We start from the raw sequence: 4,166 nt of genomic DNA, 5'->3' as shown, positions 1-4,166 counted from the left end.
GCAAGGCCGCTCCGAGTCGTCAGAATAGAGTGGTCTTTCGCATTCGTTGACACATGCCCGCGAAGGTCATAGATTTCAGCCTGACAGAAATGGGCTTTGTCGTTTTCAGAAGACGACCGCACCATCTGACTGGATGTAACGCCTGGTGTGCATACGGCTCCTGACAGCCCAATATCAGGAGTCGTCTGCACCAATCTCGACTATGCTCAATACTCGTGTGCACCAAAGCGAGGTTTGGGCATGACATCAGACACTCCACCGATTGCCGCGCAAGGCGTGGCCACCCTGCCCGACGAGGCATGGGCGCAAGCCCGGCACCGGACGGAAATCATCGGGCCACTGGCAGCGCTTGAGGTGGTCGGGCATGAAGCCGCCGATGAGGCAGCCCAAGCGCTGGGCCTGTCCCGGCGACAGGTATATGTCCTGATCCGTCGCGCCCGGCAGGGTACTGGCCTGGTAACAGACCTGACGCCCGGCCGATCCGGCGGCGGCAAAGGCAAGGGGCGCTTGCCGGAACCGGTCGAGCGCATCATCCGCGAGCTGCTGCAAAAGCGCTTCCTGACCAAGCAGAAACGCAGCCTGGCGGCGTTCCACCGCGAAGTCGCGCAGGCGTGCAAAACCCAGAAGCTGCCGGTGCCGGCGCGCAACACCGTGGCCCAGCGGATTGCCGGACTACACCCGGCGAAAATAGCCCGCAGCCGGGGCGGGCAGGACGCTGCCCGTCCCTTGCAAGGCGCGGGTGGCATTCCGCCCGAAGTCACCATGCCGCTGGAACAGGTGCAGATCGACCACACCGTCATCGACCTGATCGTGGTCGACGAGCGCGACCGGCAACCGATTGGCCGCCCATATTTGACCCTCGCCATCGACGTGTTCACGCGCTGCGTACTCGGCATGGTGGTCACGCTGGAAGCGCCGTCCGCCGTCTCGGTCGGCCTATGCCTCGCGCATGCCGCCTGCGACAAGCGGCCCTGGCTGGAAGGGCTGAATGTGGAAATGGACTGGCCGATGAGCGGCAAGCCCAGGCTGCTCTATCTGGACAACGCGGCCGAGTTCAAAAGCGAAGCGCTGCGCCGTGGCTGCGAACAGCATGGCATCCGGCTGGACTATCGCCCACCAGGCCAGCCGCACTACGGCGGCATCGTGGAACGGATCATCGGCACGGCGATGCAGATGATCCACGACGAATTACCGGGGACGACCTTCTCCAATCCCGGCCAGCGCGGCGAGTACGATTCCGAGAAGATGGCCACCCTGACGCTGCGCGAGCTGGAGCGCTGGCTCGCGTTGGCGGTAGGCACCTATCACGGCTCCGTGCACAACGGCCTGCTCCAGCCGCCGGCCGCGCGCTGGGCCGAGGCCGTGGAGCGCGTTGGCGTCCCGGCCGTCGTTACCCGCCCCACCGCGTTTTTGGTCGATTTCCTGCCGGTGATCCGCCGCACCCTGACCCGCACCGGCTTTGTCATCGACCACATCCACTACTACGCCGACGCCCTCAAGCCGTGGATTGCCCGGCGCGAGCGCTTGCCCGCCTTCCTGATCCGGCGCGATCCGCGCGACATCAGCCGCATCTGGGTACTGGAACCGGAAGGTCAGCACTATCTGGAGATCCACTACCGCACCTTGTCCCATCCGGCCGTCACCCTCTGGGAACAACGCCAGGCGCTGGCCAAATTGCGTCAGCTCGGGCGCGAGCAGGTGGACGAGTCGGCGCTGTTCCGCATGATCGGGCAGATGCGCGAGATCGTGACCACCGCCCAGAAGGCCACGCGCAAGGCGCGGCGCGACGCTGATCGCCGCCAGCACCTCAAGACGTCGGAGCCACCGGCCAAGCCCATACCGCCGGATGTGGACATGGCTGACCCGCAGGCAGACAACCTGCCGCCGGCCAAACCGTTCGATCAGATCGAGGAGTGGTAGCCGTGGACGAATATCCCGTCATTGACCTGTCCCACCTGCTGCCAGCGGCACAGGGTTTGGCCAGGCTGCCGGCAGACGAGCGCATCCAGCGCATTCGCGCCGACCGCTGGATCGGCTACCCGCGCGCGGTCGAGGCGCTGAACCGGCTGGAAACTCTGTATGCGTGGCCGAACAAGCAACGCATGCCAAACCTGCTGCTGGTCGGCCCCACCAACAACGGCAAGTCGATGATCGTCGAGAAATTCCGGCGGGCGCACCCGGTCGGCACCGACGCTGACCAAGAACATATCCCGGTGCTGGTCGTGCAGATGCCGTCAGAGCCATCGGTGATCCGCTTCTATGTCGCGCTGCTGGCTGCGATGGGCGCGCCGCTGCGCCCGCGCCCACGGCTGCCGGAAATGGAGCAACTGGCGCTGGCCCTGCTGCGCAAGGTCGGCGTGCGCATGCTGGTGATCGACGAACTGCACAATGTACTGGCTGGCAACAGCGTTAACCGGCGCGAGTTCCTCAACCTGCTGCGCTTCCTCGGCAACGAGCTGCGTATCCCCCTGGTCGGGGTCGGCACGCGCGAGGCGTACCTGGCCATCCGTTCGGACGATCAGTTGGAAAACCGCTTCGAGCCGATGCTGCTGCCGCCGTGGGAGGCCAATGAGGACTGCTGCTCGCTGCTGGCCAGCTTCGCGGCGTCACTCCCGCTACGGCGGCCATCCCCGATTGCCACGCTGGACATGGCCCGCTACCTGCTCACCCGGAGCGAAGGCACCATCGGCGAGCTTGCACATCTGCTGGTGGCGGCGGCCGTCGCCGCCGTGGAGAGTGGCGAGGAAGCGATCAACCACCGCACGCTCAGCATGGCCGACTACATCGGCCCCAGTGAGCGGCGGCGACAGTTCGAGCGGGAACTGATGTGAAGTCCGCGCCGCGCTGGCCGCTGCATCCGGCACCCAAGGAAGGCGAAGCCCTGTCCTCATGGCTCAACCGGGTCGCCGCCTGCTACCAGATGGACGTGCACGAGCTGCTGGCCCACGATCTTGGTCACAGCCAACTTGATGACCTGGATACCGCACCATCCTTGTCGTTGCTGACGGCGCTCTGCCAGCGCAGTGGCGTCGAGCTGGAGCGGTTGCGCAGCATGAGTCTTGCAGGCTGGGTGCCGTGGCTGCTCGACAGTCTCGACGATTCGGTACCAGCAGCCTTGGAAACCTATACATTCCAATGCGCGGTGCTCCTGCCCAAGCGCACCCGCAAGGTGCGGTCCATCACTCGCTGGCGTGCCTGGCTACCGAGCCAGACGATTCGCCGGGCGTGTCCGCAGTGTCTGAACGATCCAACGAATCAAGCTGTGCTACTCGTCTGGCAGCTCCCCTTGATGCTGAGCTGCCCGCAGCATGGCTGCTGGCTGGAGTCCTACTGGGGCATGCACGGCCGGTATCTTCAGTGGGAAATCGCCGATGCTGCGCCGCGCCCTGCCGATGACGCAATCGCCTGCATGGACCGGCGCACCTGGCAGGCGCTGACGACGGGTTTTGTGGAGCTGCCGCGTCGGCGTGTCCACGCCGGCTTGTGGTTCCGGCTGCTGCGCACCCTGCTTGATGAGCTGAACACGCCGCTCTCGCACTGCGGCAGTTGCTCGGCGAGCATCCGCCATGTCTGGGAGCGCTGCGGCCATCCGCTGCGCGCCGGGCAGAGTCTGTGGCGTCCCTACGAGATTCTGGCCCCGGCGGTGCAGTGGCAGATGCTGGAGGCGGCGGCCACCGCCATCACGCTGATCGAGTCAAAGGCGCTGATCCCGCGCGGGGAACAGGCCGCGCTGTTTCAGACGGAGCCGCACACTGGTTTCACCAACGGCCTGCCGGCGAAGGTGCCGAAGCCGGAACCCATCAACCACTGGCAACGAGCAGCCCAGGCCATCGATGAGGCCATCATTGAAGCGCGACACAACCCGGAGACGGCCCGCTTGCTGTTCACACTGGCGTCCTACGGGCGACGCGACCCCGAATCCCTGGAACGTTTGCGCGCCACGTTCACCAAGGAGGGCATCCCGCCGGAGTTTTTGTCACATTACGAGCCTGAATGGCCGTTTGCAGGTCTTAGACTAAATGACGGGTTAAGTGACAGTTTTTGACGGCGAGAACTTTCTGGCTCACACTGTCACATAATCGAACGTATATGTGACAGGTACGACATGCTGATAGGCTACATGCGGGTATCGAAGGCGGACGGCTCCCAGGCTACCGATTTGCAGC

The 4,166-nt window shown here is 64.8% G+C and carries 3 protein-coding genes; all 3 read left to right on the top strand.

Annotated features, from left to right (window positions below; translation table 11 throughout):
- Positions 1 to 240 precede the first annotated feature (240 nt).
- The 3 genes from ACZRN6_RS36320 to ACZRN6_RS36310 are packed head-to-tail and all read left to right on the top strand — an operon-like array spanning position 241 to position 4,045.
- Positions 241 to 1,920, top strand: coding sequence for a Mu transposase C-terminal domain-containing protein (locus tag ACZRN6_RS36320; protein WP_003465068.1), 1,680 nt, complete (start codon positions 241 to 243; stop codon positions 1,918 to 1,920).
- Positions 1,921 to 1,922: 2 nt separating this feature from the next.
- Positions 1,923 to 2,831 (top strand): TniB family NTP-binding protein, encoded by a 909-nt coding sequence (locus ACZRN6_RS36315; RefSeq protein WP_003465065.1) that lies wholly within the window; start codon positions 1,923 to 1,925, stop codon positions 2,829 to 2,831.
- Entirely contained in the window at positions 2,828 to 4,045 is a 1,218-nt protein-coding gene (locus ACZRN6_RS36310; protein WP_054471483.1) for a TniQ family protein, read from the top strand. Before ACZRN6_RS36315 ends, ACZRN6_RS36310 begins: the two co-directional genes overlap by 4 nt.
- Positions 4,046 to 4,166: the final 121 nt, after the last annotated feature.

The organism is Pseudomonas sp. A125 (assembly GCF_055409485.1).
This window is presented reverse-complemented; position numbering and strand designations above follow the sequence as displayed.